The sequence below is a fragment of the Microcoleus sp. S1D4 genome, assembly GCF_036700765.1.
Classification (GTDB): Bacteria; Cyanobacteriota; Cyanobacteriia; order Cyanobacteriales; family Microcoleaceae; genus Microcoleus.
The window spans coordinates 1-24,536 of sequence record NZ_JAUBPP010000018.1 but is presented as its reverse complement, the minus strand read 5'-3'; the positions used below and the strand labels follow the sequence as shown (position 1 = coordinate 24,536).

Genomic DNA, 24,536 nt, shown 5'->3' with positions numbered 1-24,536 from the left:
CCCTGATTGCTTAACTGTATCAGGATTTTCTCTTATTTTCCGAACTCAACCGCTAAGCTGAGGCCCGATACGGGACATTCAGAAAAAGATCGCCTCACTCGATCGCTATTAGATACCCAACTTCTTCAAGAAGTCGCAGAGTTGGGAGTTCTGTTTTCTAGCGTTACTTTTATTGACAAAATTAAATTATTCTTAATAGTTTAATAGGGGCTGAAAGCCTTATAAATTCGTTGCCTAATCCGACCTGTTAGCCACATATTTTTATATTTTAGCAGGCTTTAGTTCTTAGAACCTTAATTAGTAATAGTTTCAGGTTTTTGACCCTATAACGGCCAGCAAATTTTTGTGAGATAGAATAGCAGCATCTTTAAAACCAATATAATCATGAGTTCATCAACAGCCCTACAAAACATCGAAAAGCACATTCCGATCGTAGGTAATATCCATCTCAAAAGCCCGATTGCCTACCGAGCAACCCGCCTCGCAGTCAGTGCAGTTAACGCGGTGCAAATGGCAGTAGCAGAGTCTTATATCAACGGCTTAGAAGTACCAGATTCTGTATTGCGATCGCTTTTTGATACCTGTATGCCCGTCTTTTTTAAGTATTTTCCCTCTCTGCTCGCACCCTACGAATGGGTACTAACAGAAACAGACCATACAGCCGAAGGGCCGCGGGATTTAATGAAAATTCAGTACGACTTACCTCAAGCAATGCTGAATCCGATGTTAGGCGACGGAAAACTCATTTATCCTAAGTACAGCATGGGGCTGTGGGAAAAAGGAGCCGCCAACCTTGAACAATCGCAAATGCAGATGATTGATGATGTGATTGAAAAGCTAGAGATTCAGGATGGCGATCGCATTTTAGACTTTGGTTGCGGTTGGGGTTGCGTTCCCAATTACATTCTTTCCAAATTCCCCAATGTCCAGTTTACTGGCATTAACCTCAGCCACAACCAATGCGAGTATATGCGTCAGAAGATGCAAGACCCCGAAAGCTACCTTAGTTCAGGTCGATTTACCCTATATGAAGGCGATTTGAACGACGCCAACTTCGAGACAAAATTTGACAAAATTCTCTCCATCGGAGTTTTTGAGCATATAGGCAATTTAACGAAGGGTTTCCAACAGCTTGCCTCTTTCCTGAAGGATAACGGCAAAGTTTTCATTCACATTATTACAGTCCGCATTCCCAACAATATATCCAGCGTTTTCACGCACAAATACATTTTCCCCCACGGCCGTTACTGGAAATACGATGCAGTTCCCAGCCACAACAAAGACCTCAAAACCATAAAAAGCTGGTATCTCAACGGATACAATTACTCCACAACCTTTGCTAACTGGCTGAAAAACTTTGACGATTCTCAGGCAACAGTCAAAGATTTAGACTACGGCATCGACTATGCCAAATTCCGCCGCATCTGGCGGTTTTACTTGATGTGGTTTGTGTCTAATTTTGCGAGTTGCGACGGCGAATACAACGGCAACGGTCAATATTTAATGGTTCATGCCTAATCGCTAGCATTCCCGGACAGGCTTTGATGTCATGTCCGGCTAATTATATTAAATCCGGTAACATCGGAATTGTAGTAGGGGCGGGGCGGGTTTATATAATTTTTCGATTTTTATCAAATATTTAACTGCACCCGTACCGACAAAACTTAAAACGCTCTAATTCTGCATCAAACGGAAATGATATTGCTTGTTACCACGATCTTCTTGATAACGTAGATAGGCGAGGAATAGCCGACTTTTATCTCAAAACTTACAGGAGAGAAAGCTGTAGGAGGTGCTTAAGTTATTAAGTTTTCGCTCCTTACTGTTGACTAGCAGTAAGGTGCGCTCGCGCACCTTACTTATTAAAATATGACTATATCAGCCTTTGTATTCTTCCACAATCGAGCAATTCACGACCATTGTTCCAGAGGAATCAGTGAAGGTGACTTCATCTTTGTAATGTCTGGGGGTTTGCATCAACAAGCGCCAAGCTTCTCCAGCATCGATTAAATTCATGCGGCCGGGATAGTGAATTTGCAACAACTCTTGCACCATCGGGTAATAGTTTGAGTTGATGCTGGGAAAAATGTGATGTTCTGTGTGGTAAGAAAAATTTAAGTGCAGCAAATCAAATATTTTAGGAACCCGCAGCGAAGCACTATTTATCAGCGGGTCGTTAATCTCGGTCATCCGACAGCCCATGTGATTGGTGAAGATGTAGAACATGGCACCTGCATGACCGATCGCGATCGGCAAAATGTAGGCAAGAGCTACTTTAATCGGGTTAAACTCTAGATAGAACAAGATACTCAGGTGAATTGCGACAATTCCCAGACATTCAAAGGCGATCGTTCTTCTATCTTTCGGACTAACTGTAAAGGCAGCCGGTACGTAATCGACAGATTTATCGTTGAATAACAGTACCGAGGTGAGATTGCGGAAATTGTGTACAAACCAGGAACCGGCCATCCCGACAATTAACCACAGCGGATTGACTTCCACCGACGGTACAAATAGATTTTGAATCCATTTTCCCCAAGTGTCGGGCTGCTGGGACAGGTAATTGCGATCGGGGTCTGCTAAGGAGTTGGTGGTATTGTGGTGTACGAGGTTGTGCAGATTTTTCCACTGAGTAGGCGGCATGAACAGCATACTTAGGCCAAAAAAGGCGATCGGATAAGTGAGGCGAGACTTTTTCTGAACGCTACCGTGCATCAAGTCGTGGGAGCTAAATAGCAAAACTATGATACTATTGCCCATGATGACGGCTAAAGGTAAGTAAAGCCATAAAAAATAGACAGGCCAGCGATCGAGATTAGCAGCAATTCCCCATCCCAACAATAAAATCGCGATATTTATCAGCAGTATCCCTAACTTGCTTGAATTCGGTTCAAAGGCATCTGATGGCAGCAGCGGGCGCAATTTTTTAACATATACCGAGTGGTGAATTAGCGTTTCTTCGCTTAAGGTCGGTGTTTCAGTCTTGTCTAGAGTATTGAGTTTTTTTTCTGATTTCATGTTTTGGATAAGAGTATTTCGATGTCACTCAATAACTTTCTACAGTTAATTGTATCTGAGATATTGCATGATTGTTAGCAACAGGTTTTCCTGTTATGCAAAAATTTAATGTTCTTGTGAAATAAGCCGGAGATTCCGTTTCCAAACAGCTTATTGAAAATAATAGTATATATAAGTTATCGGATTTTGAACCAATAACCAATAATATCGTTTCCGGTTGCATCAGAATAATAAAATCGAGTTAACAGTCAACAGTTAACAGTCAACAGTCAACAATCAACAGTCAACAGTCAACAATGATGTTTGAGTGCAACCGGAATTGATATAGCTCACAAGAAGCAACTTACCTTAAAATTGTCCGTTACCTTGAACAATTTCTTTAATTGTCGTCAGCGTATCTAGCCCGATTAATCCCCGGCGATAACCTTTTTGGTTGGACATTCCCAAAAATATCGCATCTCCCCGATTTTGATAGCGCCAAAACCGAGGGGAGGCATTAATAAAAGTTGAGGCGCTGTTGACATCTAGAGCAAATTGGCGACTTTCTAAGTAAGATTCAGTGGCGATGGAGTCAGCGTGGCCGCTGCTGTAGCGGTTGATCCAACCGATCGCAATTTCTAAACTATCAACAACTTTAAACGCTATGGTTTTGTTTAAGTAAGGTTGAGTCCATTCGTAGGGTTCAGCCAGCTTCAACTCTGGGAAATCTGCGACGAGATCTGCGTCTCCGCTAATTTGAAAGCCTTTTTCTTTTAAACTGTTCCACAGCCTGACTAAGGAAGAAGGCTTTTGGTTGCGATCGATCAGCACTTTCTCGATCGCATTTACCGGATCTGGCACACTTTGATGGCTGTCCAAAATCATCCACCTTGCCATTTCCAAACTACCAGTCGGCGACCAATAGAGGTAGCAATTGCCCATTGCCGATCGCAACACCGGTGCAGTGCACAGCCTTACCACCTGCTGCACCAAACTCGGTCTGCCGTAGGGAATAATTAAATTGAGATATTGGTCTTGAGTCACCAAATCGCGGATTGCAGCGCCCCGATCCGGCGGCAATACCTGCAAACATCCTGACGGCAAACCGACCTCATCGATCGCCGACTTCAAAGCTTCTCCAATTACAGCATTAGTTCGCCAGCTTTCGCTGCCACCTTTGAGAATCAAACTGTTAGCGGTTTTGAGACACAAACCCGCCGCGATCGCCCCCAACTCGGGAAACGCCTCGTAAATTAGGGCGATCGCCCCCAGCGGCAGCGATTGACAGTATACTTGACAGCGATCGACCTGATAGGAAGCATTGATCACTCTGCCGATCGGATCTGGCATTTCCCCCAACCGTTCCAGAATTTGGACAGTTGTCTTGATCCGTTCCGGTGTCAGCTTCAGCCACTCCACAATCAAGTCGGGAATCGCCATATCGCGACTCGCTTCTAGATCCAGAGTATTTGCTTCTAAAATGTCATTTTGTCTGTCTTTTAGCGATCTCGCCATCGCCTGCAAACCAGCAGCGCGATCGGTGCTTTTTGTCGCCGCCAAGTCCAAAGAAGCTTGATAAGCGCGGCGGGCAACATTTGCCCCATCTGATGAATGACTAAATTCTTCTATTATCATTTAACTAACGCCTGTAAGCCAGCCATACCATCAGAGCCGGCAGCATTGCTAGCAGCACGGCGACCATTGCCCACAGAATCACATTCGGCCCGGGCGAGTTCAGCGCCAGGGGCAACCAAATCACTAGCGGGACCAAAATCATCCCTAGCGCCAGTGGCAAGTAGTGGGTTTGAAAACCCGGATTCGCTCTGTTCCATTGCTTCCCCGTCCAGCGCCAAGCCTGCTTGTAAGGATAGTTTGTTGATAGTTGTTCGATAACCTGTCCGCTTTCATCCAATACAAATATTTGCTGACAGCGGTTGCAGCCAAAGGCTTCTGTCAGCGTTATGGGTACGAGACGACCCTTGCGCCGGCAAGGGCACGGGTACTCATCGTTTAAGTCAATTTTTTGAGCTTTTTGGGATGGCACGAGCGATCGGATAAAAAAAGCGTTTTTGCAAAAATAATCGTTAACATATCCACTTTATCAAGCTTGTCAATTCTGCCCGAGGCTTTCAATTGCTTGTTTCTAGCCGAAGCTCGACCAGCAATTTTGACTTGCAAGTTCTGGACTCAATTGTACCACTAACTTAGGTATTTTCAACCATTTCTGTGAGTATACCAAATAGTTTCTTTTGATACTCTTGGATCTTGTTGATTTTTTCCATCTTCTAAAGCGGGTGACGCGATTCGAACGCGCGACATTCACCTTGGCAAGGTGACGCTCTACCACTGAGCCACACCCGCATTTCCTGCGGTCTTAACTATCATGTCTCAATTCTCCGAATTTGTCAAGTCTTTTTTATAAGTTTTTTTTTCAGACACTTCAGACAGCGCGCCGGGCCGCGCCCCGCCTGAATTTGCAGCAGCTTGATTGTTAAAAAAATCAGTAATTGCAGTGCTTTTAACCGTCATTCGCCCAAGGCAAGGCTACAATCAAGCTGCAATCGTGGGAGAACACTGCTCATGTCAGACTTAAATCGCGGAATCATGAAGTTCAAAGGAGCTGACAGCCCGATCGCGATCGGCCTTTCGGCGATCGTCATTGGCAGCGGCATCGGCTTCCTGATCTGGTGGGCGATGCAATCAGCCTACGCCTTCAGCTAACAGGCGCATAGAACTAGGACTTATGCAAAAACCCGGTTTCTCAGAAAAATCGTCGATAGATTCGGGAGATACTTGAGGCAGGAACCGGGTTTTTGAGTTCGCGCGCCTCCAGCACTGAGAACCTAAGAATTAGAAAGCATTGCTCAGAAGGCAGAATTTTCAGCAAATTCTGTCTTCTATATTTTTTTGCCCTCAGACAGCACTTGCCAAACTCTTATGTGGTGCTTATCCTGAGCTTGATGAGGCTTTTATACTTGTAACTTAATATGCGATCGATTTTCTTGACGTTTGCTCTCATGTGTTTAGCTAGCCCCGCTGTTGCTGCAACCTGCGAGGAAAGCTTTCAAAAAAAAGGCGACTTTCTCAGTGGTGCTGCCTTTTCGGCGCGGGTTCAGGTTGAGGGATTATCAGTAGAAAAAGCATTTTCGCAATTGCGACCCATTTTAGCCCGCGAGGGGATCAAGACTGTCAGCACTGATGTGAGTATGGGTGTGATGAAAGCAGAAAATCCCGCAACAGCTTTTCAGCGCGCTTTGCCGATAGATGTATTTGCCTCAGAGGATGACAATCTGTTAACTGTCGAGATGATTTTTACCATTCCCAGTGGCGTGGGTGCAAGCAGGGACACCGTGAAAAAATACTTGTGCGATGCGCTAAATCAATTGTTGCCCAAAACTACAAGTACAAGGACTTCTGCGACACCACAACTGAGTTCGGCATTGCATTAATTCGATCGCTCTTGGGAAACTATCTGCGTTAAGGAACGTTAATCTGTGGTTTCCTGTTGCTGCATCAACGCTTGAAATATCATCGCGGGCGATCGAGTGCAGCAGATCGATCGCCCCTTCCCCATCATAATCTATGTCAAATCAGCGATCGCACTCCTGAGTTAGCTGAGCCTATCTGCTGTTATCCCATAGATTTCCCCCACCAACTACTTTTGTAGTATAATCGTAGTCCGACCGCAGTCGCGCGCAATTATCAAACTCAAGTGTTTGGAAGGGGTTGTATCTCACAAGAAATTTATGGCAAGCTTTCAGGACATCATCAAATACTACAACAATTACTGGAAAACCTCGGTTCTGAGCATCGGTGCATCCAGCCTGTTTGCGATCGCAGATTTAGCCGTACCCTACGCGATCGGGCAACTCTTAAACGTATTGTCCGATCGACCTACAGACACAATAACGCAAAAATCGATCGCTGCGATCGCCTCATTTACCCAGCAGTCACCAAGCAAAATATTATCCTTATCCGTCTTGCTGGGCTTGATTTTTATCGTAACAGTCGCCAAAGCACCCATACAGCCTTGGGTGGGAAATTGGTTCCACTGGGCGCTACCATTAACAGCGCGGCGCGATCGAATGAAAGGAGCGATCGGCAAAATCCTCACCTTACCCCTAGAATTCTACGACGAAAACAACGCCGGACGGATTGCCAGCCGCATCGCCAAAGGCATCGCCAACCACACTTGGACTTACCCAGAAATTGCCGGTGAATTCATCCCCGAAGTCGTGCGCTTAATCGGCATCTTTGCAGTTATCTGGTTAATTGAATGGCGGATCGGCTTATTAATTTTGGTTTCCTTCCTCTTTATCCTCAGTTTCACCCTCCAAAGCCTCCGACAAGTCACTCAGCGCGAAGCAATTTTGGATGAATACATCGAAAATACCGAAAGCCGCAACTCAGAAATTATTACCAACATCAAAACAGTCAAAGCATTTGCGACGGAAACAGACGAACTAAAAAGACAAACAACCAGACTCGATCGCGAATTGAAAGTAGTAGTTAACCGCATTCACAAAGGATACGTCATCCTGGGGACATACCAGCAGACGATCGTCCAGCTTTGCTTGTTTTCAGTTCTAGGTTTTAGTTTGGCAGCAACAGTCGCCGGCCAGATATCTCTGGGATATTTTGTTACGGTTTACACCTTAGCAAGCATGGCTTATTCCCAACTGCGTCCGATTAGCATTATCGCCGAATTATTGGCCCGCCGGTATTCTTCAATGATCCGGTTTCACGAGTTTATGCAATTGCCAGACGGTGTAGATGCAGGCAATTTATATGCAGAAAATGCTGTATCGGCGTCGCCCTATAAATTTACTGGCAAAATCGAGTTTTGCGGGCTGACATTCGGGTACGATCGCCAAAAGCCTGTTTTGCAGGATGTAAATTTGTTGATTTATCCCTGTCAAACAGTAGCATTAGTCGGGCGATCGGGTTCGGGGAAATCAACATTAGTTAAACTGCTATTTCGGTATTTCGAGCCCAACTCCGGCCGCATTCTGATCGACGGCGAGGACATTTGCAGCTTAGACGTGACTCGCTACCGCAAGCGTTTAGCCATCGTGCATCAAGAAGTAGACGTATTTAACGGTACTTTATTGGAAAATTTGATTTACGGCAACCGGAAAGCAACTTTTGAGCAAGTTGAGGAAGCTTGTCGCATCGCCAGAGTAGACGAGTTTGTCGGCTTGTTGCCCCAAGGTTACTATACCGTTGTCGGGGAGCGGGGAATGCGTTTGTCCGGCGGTCAGCGGCAGCGGTTGGGGATTGCCAGGGCTTTGTTGGTGGAGCCGGACGTGTTAATCTTTGACGAAGCTACTTCTAGTTTGGATTATGAGTCGGAGCGATCGATCCAACTAGCCATGCAAAACATCTTGGGTACGCGCACCACCATAATTATCGCCCACCGACTGAGTACAATTCGCGAAGCCGATGCGATCGTTGTATTAGACGGCGGTAAAATCGTTGAAATTGGCAGCCACGACGAACTCTTGAAGCAACAAGGCATTTACCGCCGCCTGCACTCCCTGCAAGAAACCGGCGAATTATTGAATTAGGGATTTGGGCTTAGCCGAGGCTTGGTGCACTACAGCAACATAATTATTAATAATTTTTTAAGTCAAGCCTGCAATGCTTTTAGCCTGGCCCGAAGTTGGGCGATTTCCTGCGCCATATCTACAACCATTACCGCCCCGACGAGATTTAGTCCTAAATCTTGGCGCAACCGTTGGATTTGACCAATGCGCGCAATTTCCCGCGCGTGCAGCATTGAGCCGATCGGCTCAATCAACCCGACTTGCACAAATTGCTCAATTATCATCGTTGAAGTTTCCGTCACCAAAGCTGCATATTCAAACGTATACAGCCGATCGCCATTTTCGGAAACAACCATAGTGGACAAGCTAAATTCGCTCATAGTGTCACCTCTTCTATTGCAGAACGTGGGTTAAAACTGCTACTCGCCTTAATTTTTTCATAACACTCCTGCTCGATTTCACTCAACTCCTTCGGAGACAGGATCTGAATTTTCACAATTAGATCCGTGCGATCGCCTTTGGGTAATATCCAACCCTTGCCGCGCAGCCGCAGCAATTGCCCGGAATTTACCCCTTTAGGAACAGTCATCGTCACAGAACCATCTGGCGTTGGCACTTGGATTTGAGTACCTAAAACAGCTTCATCTGGGCGAATAGGAACCTCGCAGGTTAAATTATCACCCGAAAACTTAAAAAATGAGTGGGGAAATAGTTCGATCGTCAGATACAAATCGCCTCGCTGTTGAGAAAAAGGGCTGACGCGACCTTTTCCTTTAATCCGAATCCGACTGCCTGATTTAGCACCTGCGGGAATACGAACGTTAAGGGTTTCATCGTCCAACTGCAAGCGTTTCTGCACGCCGTGAAAGGCTTCTGAAAGCGAAAGCGCGATCGCCGCTTCAGTATCAGGTGCAGGTGCTTGAGTCCGAAATCCCGCAAAATCATCAGCCTGAGTCGAGGTACCCGAAGAAGTTTGTCGCGATCGGCTTTGGCCGCCGCGACCCAGCAAATCCTTGATAAAATCATCAAAATTGCTGTATTCGTCGAAATTGGTGGACGGATCGAAATCAAATCCCCCGGCATTCGTGCTAGTTCCTCTAGGAGGAGCGCCGCCAGCTCCTGCTTGCTTCCAGTGCTGCCCAAATCGGTCATACTTTTCGCGCGTTTCAGGATTTGATAAAACCTCGTTTGCCTCATTCAAATCTTTGAACTTATCCTCAGCTTCTGGATTGCCGGGATTCACATCAGGATGATGTTTGCGGGCAAGTTTGCGATATGCTCGTTTGATTTCTTCAGGAGTTGCAGTTTTGCTGACTCCCAGAATGGTGTAGTAATCTTTGAAGTCGGTTGCAGTTGGCATGATTTAATCCTCAAAATCTGATTATTCTGCACTCAAAAACCTCAAAAAATAGACCTCTTGTAAAAATAGCCCAGACGGGAAAAATGCCCAGCCCATTTTTTTTCTTTCTTGTGTGATGGGCATTTTTTCCATACCCAAAATTAATTAAAAGGACTTTGGCAAAAAGTCTAATAGGTCATGCGCGTCAAAATACTCAATCTTTTTTGATGCTATCAATTGTTTGTTGAATCGTCACTAACCTGAACTATTAACTTGCCAAAGTTCTTCCCTTGGAGTAAACCAATAAAAGCGTGGGGTGCGTTTTCCAACCCTTTTACAACGTCTTCTCTGTACTTCAGTTTGCCTGCCTGCAACCACTGAGACATATCATTGATAAACTCTTCGTGACGCTGCTGGTAATCGCCAACCAGAAACCCTTGGATCAGCGCACGTTTAACCAATAGCGGCATCAGATTAGGGCCGGGAGGTGGAGTTTCGGCATTGTACTGGGAGATTAAACCTACTAATGGAATTCTGGCTCCCAGATTAATCTGTTGCAAAACTGCTTCTAGAATCGGGCCCGCCGTATGATCGACGTAGACATCGATTCCATTTGGACAAGCAGCTTTTAATGCTGAATTCAGGTCTTGAGTTTTGCGGTTGATGCAGGCATCAAATCCTAATTCATTCACAACGTAATCGCATTTTTCATCGCTGCCAGCAATGCCTACTGCTCGACAACCCTTGATTTTGGCAATTTGACCGACAACTGCACCAACAGCACCAGAAGCAGCAGAAACCACGACTGTTTCGCCGGCTTTCGGCTTGCCAATATCTAGCAGTGCAAAATAGGCTGTCATTCCGGGCATTCCGGTAATGCCTAATGCGTAAGAGATTGGTACTTGATTGGGGTCGAGTTTTCTCAAGGTTTCGGCTTTGGCGATCGCATAATTTTGCCAACCGCCATATCCCAGCACGAAGTCTCCGGCTGAAAATTGGGGATGGTTTGATTTCACCACTTGGCTGACGTTGCTCCCCACCATGACTTCGCCTAACTTTGCCGGACTTGCATAGGACTCGCGATCGCTCATTCGCCCTCGCATATACGGATCGAGGGATAGGTAAATGGTGCTGCTGAGTATTTCTCCCTTTCCCGGTTCTGGAATTGCTGTTTCGACAACGGCAAAATTACTCTCTTTGGGTTCTCCCGTCGGGTAACTTTTGAGCAGGATTTGTTGGTTCATTGACTTAGACATAAATGACTCCTTTATTGATAGATTGCTTTATCGATCGCACAGCGGAAGAATTCGCCTTCAGACTCAAAGCGATCGCTCCCCAAAAACCAGCCTACCCGAAGATGAGTCGGGATTGTGTAGCCGTCAAAGGTACTGCTTTGCTCGACAATTCCCCCAAAATCCACGTAGTGAAACGCTTCACCTTCTGGATTGCCCCAGCGATCGCCTCCCCAAATCGGCAACCCCTTCGCCCAAGTCGTCGCCCGCCAGATCATCCCCCGATCACCGTAGATAACTTCTTCTCCCTTGAAGGGATGCCATTTTTGATCGAGTTTGATTTCACCGTGCATCCACAATCGAACGGCGGATGCGAGGGGTGTGCCGGGGGCGATCGCATTCTCCAAATAGCGACGGGCTAGATTGGGAAGATTGATTAATGATTCAGGATTGAAGGGGCGATCGCTCTTCGGTGCTGATTCCCACAAATCGTCTAGAGAAATTTCTGGGATTTTAGTCATCTTTTTAAAGGTGGAAAGGGCAAGATACAGCACTTTGCGCTGAAGGTTTGGTTAAAAATACGATGTATGTTACTGGTTAAAAGCTTTTGGTTATATCATCCAGAATAGCGATCGCATCATATATATATATGTATCCGCAGGGGGATATTCTGATTGCCCATCAACTCAACAATCTAATCACAAGAAACAGAAGCGCAACTATCAGCAAGCCACCATAGAGCGTGAAAATGCGATCGGCAAACCACTTTGGCAAGCAGGAAATGTCGATGACTTGACCGTTAAAGTTTGCTGTAGGCGATCGCTATTTCACCCAACAACAAATATTCTCAAATGATTTGATATTTTAGAGGGCGATCGCTAATAATCTCTCCGAACTAACCAACGAAGTCTACTATATTCGCTTGCCTAATCTCGAACTGAAACAGATAATCTTAATGGACTTATCGATTCGGCATAACGGTTCGTTTGAGCGGCTGCAAGTAACCTTGCACTCAGTACCAATATCTTTCAGCAGTCTGCTCCAAGCGAATTGTTATACTGCGGATTCGTTCAAGCTTTGCGAGTCACTACCTTTTTAGATTCTCTAACCGAGTTTTTTCTGTGTGTGCTTTACGCGACAATACTTGAAGATTTTTCAATGTAGTTAAGCCACCTTCTGACATTGGTATAATGTGGTCAATTTGAAAATCTATTCGCATCTGGCTCTTAAACCCACTAGAGGCACAGACGATGAATCCTTTCCCGTCAGTATACTTGGCAAAGACAGCATCCTTAATATCCCGATACTCTGCTGGATCACGCTCTCGGATTTCCACAAATGAAAGGCTTTCTAATGGAACTGTATCAGGAATTACAATTGGCGGGGTAATTGTTACATCGGGGTAAACTCCAAGTAGCTTATTGATTTCGATATCTACCTGTTTCTTGAAATAAAGGTAATTATATCCAAATAAAACCTGCCAAAAGGATTTACCGTCATTCCATAGCGATGTAAGATATTCAGTCACCTGCCTAAGTGTTAAATCATTCTCGTAGATATGTCTTGCCACAATTGACAAATCACACTTTCTACGCTCACTAAAAGCAATGAAATCTGGCTCCATCTCCTTTTGAGCATAGAAGCGTAAAATATTTTTAACATCATCATCTCTGTATCCAAGCAGGAAAGGATAGTCTGGGAAGTAGAGGTTCTTCGTTAGTTGCAGTAAATATTCCAGCTCCTCGTCAGTCAAGACTTCTCTATTTTGGATATTTACACTCTTAAATACAGCATCTAGGTCATTAACAAAACTATCATAGGCTTCCTCAGTGCCGTTATATAAAAGTACATCATAGTTTCTAGACACTGGTTCAGCAGACTCAGAAGATTCAAGAATAGAAAAGCGATAAATTCCAACAGGAACTCGTCTCAGAAAATCCAATTTTTCTAAAGCAGCATTATCGATGGAATCATCCATCATACGGGCAAACTCTTCTATCTTTTCAATTGAGATAAGTCGAGCAATTCTCTTCATTGTCTCGATATCTCTATCAACAAACTCAGCGCCATCAAGATCAGTCAATTTCTCAGGATTAACCCAGTTGATTTTATCTTCCCAATTATCGATGAAGCTTACAACATAGGCTTTTTCTGTACCTCCTGCTTTCTGTCCGCGCAAAGCCCTACCAATCATTTGGGTCATTAAAAGTGTAGAAGTAGTTGGGCGTGTCAGAAAAACTGTTTGAACATTAGGCAAATCAGTTCCTTCGGTCAACATTTCTACGTTTATGAGAACTTCGAGTTGTCCTGCCCTGAAGCGCTTGATTTTTTCTGAATTCTCTTTTACAGAAATCGTAGCTCCAGTACCTTCGTCCATGATTTTTGAGGCCACGAAGTCAGATTTTATTCCTCGGTTTTTAAATAGTCCATTTAATGCGATCGCGTGTTGAATGTCAACTGCGAAAACCAAAAGGGGCTTATACTTTTCTCGGTTCTCAACATAGTGATCGATAATCCGTTTATTGCGGATACTCGACATCGCAATTCTTTCGGCAACCTTCTTAGGTAATTTGTCGAAGTCCTCAATTGATCTAATATCTCTGTCTGTTAATTCTTTATAGAAATCTAGCTCTGTCTCTAAGTTCTCGAAAACTGGTTCTGCAAGAATTCCTCTTGTAATGAGCGTCCTCAAGTGTTCTGAAAAGATAATGTCATCGGGAAAAACTTTTTTAAGCAAACCTTGCTCACTTTTATCTGTTCTGAATGGAGTTGCTGTCAACCCTAACATTCTGAAACCATCTGCTTTTCCTCTATCTTTAAAGTTTTGCTTAATGCTGTCAATTAATTTTCGATAAGTCTTTGCTGTTGCATGATGGGCTTCATCCACTACTAAAAGTATCGCGTCGGAATGATTAACCCAATTATTTGTGAGGTAATTTAGCCCACTGTTTAAACTATCTTTGCTGGCAATAATAATATCATCAGTTTTTTCGATGTTAACAGGGCGATCGTGCTTGGGATGACCAGAAATCACGCGATACTTGAATCTTTCAGTATCACTTAGTAATGATGGGTAAGCACTAAATTTTAAGGTTTCAAACGCTTGATCAAGTAGCTCATGTCGATGAGCAATCCACAAAACTTTTTTACGCTTGTCGATGAAATTGCGTAGTAACCAATGAACGGCTGTCAACGTTTTTCCACCACCCGTAGGCAAAACTAACAAACCCTCAAAAGGAGACTTATTTTTCTGATCAAGTGCCTTAATTGCCTCATTTTGATGGGCGTAAAGTTCTCTAGGATTTTTGCCTTTATTAACTTGGATTTGACCTGAGTATTCAACTTCAATAGTTTGCATATTAATGAAAAACTGAAGATAACTTTAAATTTGTGGCTTGTCCGACTGCTGCTCTATCGATAACTCCAAAGTAGGTGAACTATGGATAATGACAGATAAGCTTTCGGCTGCACCTCCACCGATAGAACGAGCAGTATACCTATCTATTATCACGCAACTGAGGCTTAATTCTTATTTTAACGTAACATTACCGCATCTTTTATTACAAGGTCATTGCGATCTCTTCAACAATCGTCTGCTAAAGCGTGCAGAGGCGATCGCAAAAAAAAAATTGTGCGTGAATGTAAATTCTGCACCATAGGGAAAATATTGCCATCTCTCAGGTTCATTTTTGCTGAAGACAGCTCGCGAGCGCTTGAACTGCCCCATCAACTCCATTCTTGTTCTGAATCTTTTCTCCCAATATTTTAGCTTTCTGTTGGACTTCTTTTGTCAAAGCGTAGGCGATCGCGATGACTGCCACATCGTTTGTTCAAATCAGATAAATCTTTGTGCTTCGGGGGGTGCATTGTCAGCGTCTCGCCATTCCGCGTAAATCTCAGATTGCCGTTGTGATCCTCTTCCACGTGTGCGATCGCGCTGAGCGTCGATCGCAACTTTAATGTCATTGATGGGTAACTTCAAGCGTTCAGCGATCGTCAATTGCACCTTGCGATCGCCTCAACAATAGAAAGTGTGATCATGTCAAAGGCATCAGAGACTTTCCAGCATTATTAACAATCGTTTCGGGCTGAACGCTTCACCTCAGTTTATGAAAGGATTTCCAGTTAATTCAGCAGATCGTATGCCCCGCCACGTTCTAATGCACGGCCGTATGCGGGACGCCCGTGAATGCGATCGAGAAAGCCCATCAGTTTCGGTCGGCTGCTGTCCAACCCTACCTGTGCAGCCGCCGCCTCCAATGGAAAGCTCATCTGAATATCGGCTGCGGTGAACTCACTACCAACAAACCATAAGCTTTTCTCAAGTTCTGCTTCTACATAACCCAGATGCAGTGCGATTTGAGGATCAATGAACGATTTATTGACGCGAGCCACAATTGCCCGCGCGATCGGTCGAGCGAAAAACGGCATCGGACTTGTTTCGACTTGGTTAAAGACTAGCTTCAACACTAGCGGGGGCATCGCAGAGCCTTCAGCATAATGCAGCCAGTAGATGTATCGCAACCGTTCCGGCGTGCCAAGCTCTGGAGCGAGTCGTCCGCCACCGTAACGGTCAACTAAGTATTCGACGATCGCACCGGATTCAGCCAGAGTCAGCGCACCATCGGTAATCACCGGAGACTTGCCCAGTGGATGCACTGCACGCAGCGACGCGGGAGCGAGCATTGTTTTCGGGTCGCGCTCGTAGCGCTTGACTTCATACTCTAGGTCGAGTTCCTCTAGCAGCCAGAGCACTCGCTGGGAGCGAGAGTTGTTCAAGTGGTGGACAGTAATCATGTTTTTATTCTCAGCTTACCAAAAAATTGATGCGGTGAATTGTGAATGGTCAAGAGTGGATGTGTTGATAGAAAACTCGTTTAACGTTTTCGGCACAGAAGATATAGAGTCCGACAATTGCCGCCAGCACCAACAGGAATTCGAGCGGCAAGGATTGGAATCCCAGTAAACTTGCAAGCGGAGTATAGGGAAGGAAGAGTGCGATCGTGACGATCGCGATCGTGGCCATCAACAAATATTTTCCCGGTTTGCTCGCGAGAATCGATTGCCGCGTCCGAATCACCAACACAATTATGGATGCAGAAATCACCGATTCCATAAACCAACCAGTTCTAAATTGCGCCTCGTTGGCGTGCAGCAGGAATATCAATGCTCCAAACGTCAGATAATCAAAGACAGAACTGAGTAAACCAAATACCAACATAAATTTGCGGATAAACTTGATATCCATGCGGCGGGGTTTGTTTGCCAATTCCTTGTCTACGCGATCGGTGGCGATCGTCATTTCAGGAAAATCAGTCAATAGATTTGTGAGCAAAATCTGACTGGGCAGTAGCGGCAAAAACGGTAAAAACAGAGAAATACCTGCCATGCTGAACATATTGCCGAAATTAGCGCTCGTTGCCATAAACACGTATTTAAGCGTATTGTAAAACTTCATTGAGTTTATAAGCAATTATAAACAATAATGGTATCATATCGCTATGAGTGTTGAACAAGGAATACGCACAACTCAAAGAACGGAAGTCTCAAATGCAACTAACAGAGCGACACATCATCAAATCCACGGAAGACCGTTTCGCTCAAATTGACGAACTAGCTTTTAAATCCAAAAATCTCTACAATGCCGCCAATTACGTCATTCGTCAGAGCTTTATTTATGGATGGGGCTATATCGGCTACAACGAAATGAATGGCTTGATGAAGTCTCACGAAGCTTATAAGGCAATGCCTGCTAAAGTTAGTCAGCAAATTTTGATAATCTTAGACAAGAATTGGAAATCGTTTTTTGAAGCCGTTAAAGCTTACAAAGCTGACCCTTCAAAATTCACGAGTCGCCCAAAATGGCCGAAGTACAAAGATAAAACTAAAGGGCGAAACATTCTTGTCTACACGATTCAAGCAATTAGCAGCAAACAGTTGAAGAAAGGAATAATTAAACTTTCTGGCACTGAACTTTCAATTAAAACCCGGCTCAATCCCAACCAGATTTGTCAAGTTAGACTGGTTCCGAAATGTGATTCCTATGTAATTGAGGTAATTTACGATGAACCGGAGTCCACCATCAGCAATGCCAACTCTGTAGCTAGTATTGATTTAGGGCTGGACAATTTAGTAGCGCTAACTTCAAATCAACCGGGATTTATCCCTTTGTTGATTAACGGGCGACCATTAAAATCGATTAACCAGTTCTACAACAAACATAAATCCCGATTACAATCCCAGTTAAAAGGGAATCGTCAAACCTCATCCAGAATTCAGCGATTAACTCGCTGTCGCAACCAGAAGGTTGATAATTACTTGCATCATGCTAGTCGTGTGGTTGTTGACCATTTGGTAGTGAACCAAATTGGGACGCTGGTCATCGGCAAAAATGGACAGTGGAAAACTGATATCAATCTAGGTAAACAAACCAACCAAAATTTTGTCAGCATTCCTCACTCTCGATTAGTTGAGATGTTAGAATACAAAGCTCGGCTGGTAGGAATCACGGTAATTGTACACGAGGAATCCTACACATCCAGAGCAAATTTTGTGGGACTAGACCCAATTCCTGTTTATGGAAAAACAGAAAAAGAACCTGTATTCACTGGAAAACGGATCTCACGAGGATTGTACAAAACATCGACTGGTCGGTTAATTAATTCTGATGTGAATGCTTCGTACAACATTCTCAGAAAAGCAATCCCAAATGCGTTCAGCGATGGGATAGGGAGCTGCGTAGTTCAGCCTAGGCGGGTTAATCCGCTCAAAGTAAAACAGAAAGGGGAGGGCTGACGCCTCCCATGTCGTTGCAATAAATGACTATAGTTTTACCAGCTATTAGCAAACGTCACCCGTCCTTCATTCACACCCTCAACCAAAACATTTAGGTCTTTTTCCATCAGCACAATGTCGGCTGCTTCCTTCGCCACATCAACCGCACTCTCAACGGAAATGCCCACATCCGCAGCATGAAGCGCCGAGGGATCGTTAATACCATCTCCGAGATAGCCAACCACATTCCCCGCTTTTTTGAGCGCGATGATGATCCGCTCTTTTTGATTCGGCTCAACTTCAGCAAAGACATTGGTTTCTCCAACACGATGCAGTAGCGCTTCATCACTGAGCTTTTGCAGTTCGGCACCACTCAAAACCTTTGGTTTGGGTAGTCCTACCTGTTGAATGATACTAATCGCCACAGCCCGACTATCGCCCGTAATCATCTTCGGGGTGATGCCCAGGGCTATCAATTCTTTGAGGGTGTCAGCAATACCTGCTTTTGGTGGATCGAACAGGGCAAGATAGCCCATAAATGTCATGTTCGTTTCATCGTCTTTGCTGAAGGAATCGCGATTGTCGTAAGACGACACGCAAGCTCCGAAATTGCGGTAAGCAACTCCCAATACTCGAAATCCTTTGCTGCCCAATTCTTCAGCGCGTTGTTGAATCTTGTCCTGCTGCGGCGCAATGTCGATCGCAATTCCGTCACCAGTCTCTACCGTTGAGCAGACATCCAGAATATTCTTGAGTGCTCCTTTGGTGACAATTAGATGCGTATTCTCTTGTTTAAACAGAATGCTTAAGCGTTTGCGGTTGAAATCGTAGGGAACTTCATCGAGCTTTTCATAGGCAGAGATGTCGAATGTCTTGTGTTGACGAATCGCTTGGTCGATCGGATTTACATAGCCAGATTCAGATGCAGCATTCAAATAAGCGTAGAGCAAAACCCGATCGCTCTCATGCCCATCCACATCAACCGCCGAGTGAATTTTCACCTCCCCTTCCGTCAGCGTGCCCGTCTTATCCGTACAAAACACGTTCATACTGCCAAAATTCTCGATCGCAGCCAACCGCTTCACAATCACCTGCTTTTTCGCCATTTGCTTAGCGCCGCGAGACAGATTGAGGCTGACAATGGCCGGCAGCAGTTGAGGAGTCAGGCCAACCGCCAGCGCCAGAGAAAATAGAAATGATTCCAAAACTGGGCGTTTTAGGTAAACATTGGCGGCAAATATCAAGACAACCAGAATCAGCGTCACCTCCATCAGAAAGTAGCCAAATTTGGTGAGTCCCGCTTCAAATTCGGTTTCCGGCGGCCTAAGTTTCAATCGTTCCGATACCTTACCAAACTCAGTCTCCTTTCCGGTATGCACCACCACTGCTTTGCCAGTACCGCTGATGACATTGGTACCCATATAAAGGATGTTAGTGCGCTTACCCAGATCGGTTTCAGCAGGCAAAACTCCACTAAGTTTGTCAGCCGGATAAGTTTCCCCAGTCAGCGCCGCTTCATTCACAGACAAATCTTTCGACTCTAAAATCAGGCAGTCACCGGGAATACTATCGCCAGCGTTAAGCAACACAATGTCACCCGGAACCACCTCTTCATTGGGGATTTCTTGAGATTTACCATCCCGCAACACCGTGGCTTTTACTTGCACCAGTGCCAGTAATTTCTCAACAGCATTTGTCGCTCCCCTTTCTTGCCAAAATCCTAGTAAGCCGCTAATTAGGACGATCGCCAAAATGATGATCGCATCTGCCGCATCTTTCAGAAAGATCGACAGCACAGCAGCAAAAATCAGAATCAAGATAATCGGACTCTTAAACTGGTTGAGCAACAGCGTCAGTGAGTTCGATTGCTGTTTTTGTTTCAGACTGTTCGCACCGTATTCGCTCAGGTGTTGTTGAGCATCCTGACTGCTTAAACCTGCGGGCGTAGACTTCACCTGAGTCAGCACCCGATCGGCAGGCAAGTTCCAAAACGTCGAAAGTTGTGAATTCATTGTTTTATAGCTCAATACGGTTCACTTAAGACTGTTCAGTCTGTAAAACCAGGTGAAAAATATATACTGCGATCGCTTTCCTACCCTTCGCGAACGCCTTCGGCGAACGGATCGCTTCGCTAACACGCGGACGTTCGCAATGACAAAAAAGCGTTAAGTCTTCTTTTATACCTAACTTTTAATTTCCTGTTCGATTTTCGAGTTTACCGCTAACTGACTTATCGGTTCCGAACTGAATGATTAGAGTTTTAAATGTAATGTTGCAAAATCAAGATGAAGCTGCTAAGGTGTATAACTGTGGGTACAAATGGGTCGGTGCCCGAGCGGTTAATGGGGGCGGACTGTAAATCCGCTGGCTACGCCTACGCTGGTTCAAATCCAGCCCGGCCCACCACAATTTACATAAAAGTTAAAAATTAAAAGTGTTAAATTAAAACTTTTAATCTTTTATGCCCGTGTAACTCAGGGGTAGAGTACCTCCTTGGTAAGGAGGAAGTCGCGAGTTCAAATCTCGCCACGGGCTTATCTTTCCAATCATTATGGCTGCGTCCTTTAGCAGTCTCACTCAATCTTTGATTGACGGCGGGCGCTGATTTTCCACTGATATCGTCTTTCAATAATATCAACAATATCGGGCATTTTATTTTACCTCATCGGGGACAAAAAGTTCTATGGAGTACCGTAAACTTATGCGGCCCACAATACTTGTCGCGCTTCGACTCAGTTCATGCTGAGTCAATTTGTGCTTAGTCTAAACTCCAAAGATTTGAGGTTTTTTGCTAATTCTCAATTTTCTGCCTTTAGGGAACCTGTGGCAATCACAGGCTCCCTTTTCTTTCCCTTGTTAGTCTAAACTCCAGTTGAGTCGGTGGGGGTAAAAAATCACGATATTTTCAGGGGCGGGCCCGGAATTGGCCACAAGATCACCTAACAGGGGCGATCGACCTTTACGATCGCACAAATGACCAAAAATCAGCGTTTAAAAGTCAATATGCACGGAAAAAAGTATTCATTTCGGAGAATTGACAATTTTTTCACCTAGTGAAAGTGCTTATTTGAAAGCTCTAGTCGCACCCGATACCGCAAATCCCAGGCCGAGCCAAGTTACGATAAGAATTATTGGTTTTCTTGGCTGTTTGAAAATCAAGCAATTTTTGCTTGTTGGGCACATCAGCACTTGTCTGTTAACAGCTATGTTCTTGAGGAAGCGGTAAGCCCCGCCCCGCTTCCTTAACCTGTGGCCAAGACAAAAATGCTTGATGCCAAAGGTTTCTGCGGGGATGAGGTATTCAGCGGGAGTTGTTAAATATGAGTTTATCTTTTAAGCAAATGACCCTTTATGTGACTTTGCTGTCGATCGGCGGAGGCATGGGATGGTTGGGGAATCGCTACCTGCAAGCCCCAAATTATCTCGAAACTGGATCGGTTTTGCCCGTGGTGCGCCAGCAAATCCCGCCCTATGCTTCTCCTCCGGTTACAGAAAATCGCGCAGTCGATCGCACCAATCCTAATTTTATTGCTGAAGCAGCAGAAAAAGTCGGGCCTGCAGTCGTGCGGATTGACGCATCGAGCAAGGTGACGAATCAAGTACCGGAAGCTTTCAAAAATCCTTTGTTTCGCCGGTTTTTTGGGGACAATTTGCCGCAGCCGGAAGAACGAATCAAACGCGGCACCGGTTCGGGGTTTATTCTGACTGCTGACGGCCGCATCGTGACGAATGCTCACGTTGTCTCCGGTACGGATACTGTTAAGGTGACGCTCAAAGACGGCCGCGAGTTTGAGGGTAAGGTGCAGGGTGTCGATCCGCTGACGGATGTGGCTGTGGTTAAGATTAATGCTAAGGAACTGCCGCAGGTTGTTTTGGGTCGATCGGACAATATTGTACCCGGACAGTGGGCGATCGCGATCGGCAATCCTTTAGGTCTCGACAATACCGTGACTGTGGGCATTATTAGCGCTACGGGTAGAACCAGTTCCCAAGTCGGCATCCCCGACAAACGAGTCCGATTCATCCAAACCGACGCAGCCATCAACCCCGGTAATTCAGGCGGCCCCCTGCTCAACGACCAAGGCGAAGTAATTGGCATCAATACCGCCATTCGCGCCGACGCTCAGGGCTTGGGATTTGCAATTCCGATCGAAACGGCCAAACGAGTTTCCGATCAGTTATTCGCCAAAGGAAAAGCCGAACATCCCTATCTCGGCATTCAAATGATCGGCTTGACTCCCGCCACCAAAGCAGAAGTCAACAAACAACTAGATAATAAAATCACCCTCGATCGAGGTGTAGCCGTAATGCGAGTGGTGGAAAATTCCCCCGCTCAAAAAGCCAACCTGCGCGCCGGAGATGTGATTCAAAAAATTGACGGAATTGCGGTCAACACTCCCGGAGACGTGCAAGAACGGGTGGAAAACGCTGCTGTCGGCAAAGAACTCGAAGTGGAAATTAACCGTTTGGGTCAAGTTCAGAAAATTAAAGTACGTCCGGGTGCTTTTCCCGTATCCGCTAGCCCCGCCGGTGGATAATTTCAACAGTTGACATGATGCAGCATACAGGTTGAGAGTTTACAGAAGGACGATCGCGCGAGGAGATGCCGAGGGAGAATGAATCTGATGCTCGATCGTTCCCGACACAAAAACCGGGTTTTTTACTACAATCCTCCGTCTATCGCGAGGTATATAGGATTAAAAACCCGGTTTCTTAATTCCCTGTCCATCCAGGATTGTTTATTTTTGGAACAACATTCATCTTTATGGCTTCGGCAAACCGTTGATCTGTTTACTTTTCTTTAGGAGAGTTTGGTTTAATCGAACTCGTGCTGGCTAAATTTTCTTCTAGGTGCATCCTCTGCTCCATTTGCCTGAGAAAATAGCCTGTCATCATCGCGGAAGCTAGCAAACCTGCTAAATTTTCGCGGTCGGTGGTAATTTGGACATTAAAATTGTCTGAAGGCAATACCCCGACAAGTCCTTGGACGTTATGAGAGATAATTTCTTTGATTTCAGGGCTGGCGGACTTGGCGATGCGGGCTAGAACCTCGGGAGATTGGTGTTGGAGGTACTTCAGAAGTGGGTTGACTGCGGTTTGTTGGGCATTGTCTGGGTCAAAGTCAGGGTGAAAAACCATTTGGCGATTCTTAATTTCTGGCTGGCTACATTCTACTTCAAACTACTCGTCATTGCTTCGGCACAAATTTGCCTGAAAGTCAATTTGCAGTTGTTTGGGGAGTTGCTCTACTTGAAAGTACCTATGAAATTTCTCGGTAACTTGTAACCAATACGATCGCCCGTCGGTAGGCTTCCGCTTGCGAACAAAGCCCATTTCTACCAGTTCCTGCACTTGTTGGTAAGCTCCAGAACCCCGCAAATTCACTAAATCCGGCTGTGCGATGCCGCCTTTGAGGGCGATCGCCGCCAGCGTCCGCAAAGCTCCCACACCTAATTCTGGAGGTATCAAAGTTTGCATCAAACTGGCAAACTCGTCTCTCAGTTGTAGGCTGTATCCCGTGGGAGTTTCGACGACTTCTAGGGCGCTGTCGCGGCGGGAAGAGTCAGACATGAGTTCAATAATGGCATCTTCGGCGGCAGGTCGATCGCACTTAGCAATCTCGGCAATTTCTGCTATTGAGACCGGCTGACCTTTAAGGTAAAGTATGGCTTCTATTGTTGTGGCTAAGCGAGTCATTGGGAAATTGGTAATCGAAAATTGGGATGTTGAAGTTCAACTAGACAGCAGGAGTCCCGCACTCTAACTGTACTCCGTTGAGTGACGGGAGGAATGCGCGTCAGGCCTGACTGCCGAGCAAATCTTTGATTTCCGCTATTGCAGTATTGGTTTTCACGAGATACGATAACACCAGAGTTTGTGAATGTAATGTCCCAAGTAATCACCGCCAAGCTAAAACTCAAACTCACTGCCGAGCAAAAAGCTTTGGTGTCTCAGACTACTTTAGCCTACCGAGATGCCTTGAATTACACTTCACAAGTCGCTTTTGACGCAGGTAAAACCAGCAATGGTGCTAAGCTGCAAAAAGCCGTCTACAACGAATTGCGGGTGAGATTTGGACTTGGAGCCCAAATGGCTTGCAACGTACCCAGACAAGTTTCTGGAACCTACAAAACTCTGTGGACTAAGGTAAAACAATCTAACGATGCTATTGCTTCATGCTACACTAAGAGACGGTATAAAGGGTTAGACAAAGCCCCCAAATATATATCTCGAACTTGCACCCTAAATTATCAGCGCGACTACTCTTTTAAAACCGAAAGGCGAGTGAGCATCCTCACTCTCCAAGGTCGAATAGTAGTTTTGTATGATGGTTACAATAAACATTTAGATTTAATTGCCAATGGCGCAAGGATTGGAGCAGCTAAAATTGTCTATCAGCGCTCTTCCAAGATCTACTATCTGATGGTAAGTATCGAAGTAGAAACGCCTGAAATTAACCCATTGAAAATAACTAGAGTCTCTGGTGTTGATGTAGGTATGCGCTACTTAGCGGTGGAAACAGACTTGCAAAATAAGTCTAAATTCTACTCAGAGAACAATGCTAGACATCAAGCTAACCGCTACCATAAAGCACGGATGACTCTTCAGCGTAAAGACACTCGTTCAGCGAAGCGAAGATTAATCGCT

The 24,536-nt window shown here is 45.2% G+C and carries 19 protein-coding genes, 3 tRNA genes and 2 pseudogenes; 9 read left to right on the top strand and 15 right to left on the bottom strand.

The window, feature by feature from the left end; translation table 11 throughout:
* The first annotated feature begins 384 nt into the window (after positions 1-384).
* Positions 385-1,518, top strand: coding sequence for an SAM-dependent methyltransferase (locus QT998_RS18735; protein WP_333092027.1), 1,134 nt, complete (start codon positions 385-387; stop codon positions 1,516-1,518).
* Between the two features lie 360 nt (positions 1,519-1,878).
* Here QT998_RS18735 and QT998_RS18730 read toward each other — a convergent pair whose 3' ends face one another.
* The 4 genes from QT998_RS18730 to QT998_RS18715 all read right to left on the bottom strand — a co-directional run bounded on the left by QT998_RS18730 (position 1,879) and on the right by QT998_RS18715 (position 5,358).
* On the bottom strand, positions 1,879-3,018 hold the full coding sequence (locus tag QT998_RS18730; protein ID WP_333117081.1) for a fatty acid desaturase family protein: 1,140 nt from the start codon (positions 3,016-3,018) through the stop codon (positions 1,879-1,881).
* A 348-nt stretch (positions 3,019-3,366) separates the two neighbouring features.
* Positions 3,367-4,632 (bottom strand): glutamate-5-semialdehyde dehydrogenase, encoded by a 1,266-nt coding sequence (locus tag QT998_RS18725; protein ID WP_333117084.1) that lies wholly within the window; start codon positions 4,630-4,632, stop codon positions 3,367-3,369.
* Positions 4,633-4,636: 4 nt separating this feature from the next.
* Positions 4,637-5,041, bottom strand: coding sequence for a hypothetical protein (locus tag QT998_RS18720; protein ID WP_333092024.1), 405 nt, complete (start codon positions 5,039-5,041; stop codon positions 4,637-4,639).
* A 245-nt stretch (positions 5,042-5,286) separates the two neighbouring features.
* Positions 5,287-5,358, bottom strand: a tRNA-Gly gene (locus tag QT998_RS18715).
* A gap of 219 nt (positions 5,359-5,577) precedes the next feature.
* Between QT998_RS18715 and QT998_RS18710 the strand changes: the two genes are divergently transcribed.
* From QT998_RS18710 to QT998_RS18700, 3 genes are all read left to right on the top strand, one after another.
* On the top strand, positions 5,578-5,718 hold the full coding sequence (locus QT998_RS18710; RefSeq protein ID WP_194010048.1) for a hypothetical protein: 141 nt from the start codon (positions 5,578-5,580) through the stop codon (positions 5,716-5,718).
* 296 nt (positions 5,719-6,014) lie between these two features.
* Positions 6,015-6,446, top strand: a complete 432-nt coding sequence (locus tag QT998_RS18705; protein WP_333092023.1) for a hypothetical protein — start codon at positions 6,015-6,017, stop codon at positions 6,444-6,446.
* A 297-nt stretch (positions 6,447-6,743) separates the two neighbouring features.
* Positions 6,744-8,564 carry an ABC transporter ATP-binding protein gene (locus QT998_RS18700; RefSeq protein WP_333092021.1) on the top strand — a complete coding sequence of 607 codons (1,821 nt, stop codon included), beginning with the start codon at positions 6,744-6,746 and terminating at the stop codon, positions 8,562-8,564.
* 62 nt (positions 8,565-8,626) lie between these two features.
* On the opposite strand, the gene QT998_RS18695 is transcribed toward QT998_RS18700, so the two are convergent.
* The 8 genes from QT998_RS18695 to QT998_RS18660 all read right to left on the bottom strand — a co-directional run bounded on the left by QT998_RS18695 (position 8,627) and on the right by QT998_RS18660 (position 16,572).
* A complete protein-coding gene (locus tag QT998_RS18695; RefSeq protein ID WP_333092020.1) occupies positions 8,627-8,923 on the bottom strand; it encodes a chaperone modulator CbpM in 297 nt (98 codons plus the stop codon).
* Positions 8,920-9,903 carry a J domain-containing protein gene (locus QT998_RS18690; RefSeq protein ID WP_333117089.1) on the bottom strand — a complete coding sequence of 328 codons (984 nt, stop codon included), beginning with the start codon at positions 9,901-9,903 and terminating at the stop codon, positions 8,920-8,922. Before QT998_RS18690 ends, QT998_RS18695 begins: the two co-directional genes overlap by 4 nt.
* A gap of 212 nt (positions 9,904-10,115) precedes the next feature.
* Entirely contained in the window at positions 10,116-11,138 is a 1,023-nt protein-coding gene (locus QT998_RS18685) for an NADP-dependent oxidoreductase (protein ID WP_333117091.1), read from the bottom strand.
* Between the two features lie 11 nt (positions 11,139-11,149).
* Positions 11,150-11,635 (bottom strand): DUF6920 family protein, encoded by a 486-nt coding sequence (locus QT998_RS18680; RefSeq protein WP_333092016.1) that lies wholly within the window; start codon positions 11,633-11,635, stop codon positions 11,150-11,152.
* Between the two features lie 566 nt (positions 11,636-12,201).
* Complete coding sequence (locus QT998_RS18675) at positions 12,202-14,472, bottom strand: DEAD/DEAH box helicase family protein (RefSeq protein ID WP_333117093.1); 2,271 nt, start codon at positions 14,470-14,472, stop codon at positions 12,202-12,204.
* A gap of 407 nt (positions 14,473-14,879) precedes the next feature.
* Positions 14,880-15,080 (bottom strand): hypothetical protein, encoded by a 201-nt coding sequence (locus tag QT998_RS18670; RefSeq protein WP_333117095.1) that lies wholly within the window; start codon positions 15,078-15,080, stop codon positions 14,880-14,882.
* 159 nt (positions 15,081-15,239) lie between these two features.
* The gene (locus QT998_RS18665) at positions 15,240-15,911 is read right to left on the bottom strand and encodes a glutathione S-transferase (RefSeq protein WP_333117097.1); all 672 of its coding nucleotides are present in this window, start codon (positions 15,909-15,911) and stop codon (positions 15,240-15,242) included.
* A 49-nt stretch (positions 15,912-15,960) separates the two neighbouring features.
* A complete protein-coding gene (locus QT998_RS18660) occupies positions 15,961-16,572 on the bottom strand; it encodes a cation transporting ATPase C-terminal domain-containing protein (protein ID WP_333117099.1) in 612 nt (203 codons plus the stop codon).
* Between the two features lie 92 nt (positions 16,573-16,664).
* Here QT998_RS18660 and QT998_RS18655 point away from each other — a divergent pair.
* Positions 16,665-17,958: pseudogene (locus QT998_RS18655) on the top strand (RNA-guided endonuclease InsQ/TnpB family protein).
* Here the strand turns inward: QT998_RS18655 and mgtA are convergent.
* Positions 17,945-19,900, bottom strand: coding sequence for a magnesium-translocating P-type ATPase (gene mgtA / locus QT998_RS18650; RefSeq protein WP_333117100.1), 1,956 nt, complete (start codon positions 19,898-19,900; stop codon positions 17,945-17,947). The pseudogene QT998_RS18655 and the gene mgtA overlap by 14 nt on opposite strands.
* A gap of 309 nt (positions 19,901-20,209) precedes the next feature.
* Between mgtA and QT998_RS18645 the strand changes: the two genes are divergently transcribed.
* From QT998_RS18645 to QT998_RS18635, 3 genes are all read left to right on the top strand, one after another.
* Positions 20,210-20,294, top strand: a tRNA-Tyr gene (locus tag QT998_RS18645).
* Between the two features lie 57 nt (positions 20,295-20,351).
* Positions 20,352-20,423, top strand: a tRNA-Thr gene (locus QT998_RS18640).
* Between the two features lie 785 nt (positions 20,424-21,208).
* Entirely contained in the window at positions 21,209-22,426 is a 1,218-nt protein-coding gene (locus QT998_RS18635) for an HhoA/HhoB/HtrA family serine endopeptidase (protein WP_333092007.1), read from the top strand.
* A 253-nt stretch (positions 22,427-22,679) separates the two neighbouring features.
* On the opposite strand, the gene QT998_RS18630 is transcribed toward QT998_RS18635, so the two are convergent.
* The gene (locus QT998_RS18630) at positions 22,680-23,027 is read right to left on the bottom strand and encodes a DUF760 domain-containing protein (protein WP_194010056.1); all 348 of its coding nucleotides are present in this window, start codon (positions 23,025-23,027) and stop codon (positions 22,680-22,682) included.
* Between the two features lie 42 nt (positions 23,028-23,069).
* Positions 23,070-23,585, bottom strand: coding sequence for an SMC-Scp complex subunit ScpB (gene scpB, locus QT998_RS18625; protein WP_333117101.1), 516 nt, complete (start codon positions 23,583-23,585; stop codon positions 23,070-23,072).
* 189 nt (positions 23,586-23,774) lie between these two features.
* Between scpB and QT998_RS18620 the strand changes: the two are divergent.
* Positions 23,775-24,536 (top strand): annotated as a pseudogene (locus tag QT998_RS18620) (RNA-guided endonuclease InsQ/TnpB family protein); the annotation flags it as partial.